Here is a 284-nt window from a genome sequence, read left to right as displayed (position 1 = left end):
ACGACCACACGAAGTGAGGGAGTGTGGGGGCTTACAGTCCAGGCCGGCGCCGGGCCGCCCCAAGGCGGCCTGCGGCCCCCCCTGGGGGGCAGCGACCACACGAAGTGAGGGAGTGTGGGGGCTTACAGTCCAGGCCGGCGCCGGGCCGCCCCAAGGCGGCCTGCGGCCCCCTCGGGGGGCAGGGAGTGACACGAAGTGCGCGACCGTGGGGGTCAGTGCACCATCAGGGCGCCGCTGGCCTTGCTCTTGCCGGCGCGGGCCGGGGGGTTGCACAGGCCGCACAG

It is taken from the genome of Curvibacter sp. EU05-FHT14A10 (assembly GCF_058791075.1).
This window is presented reverse-complemented; position numbering follows the sequence as displayed.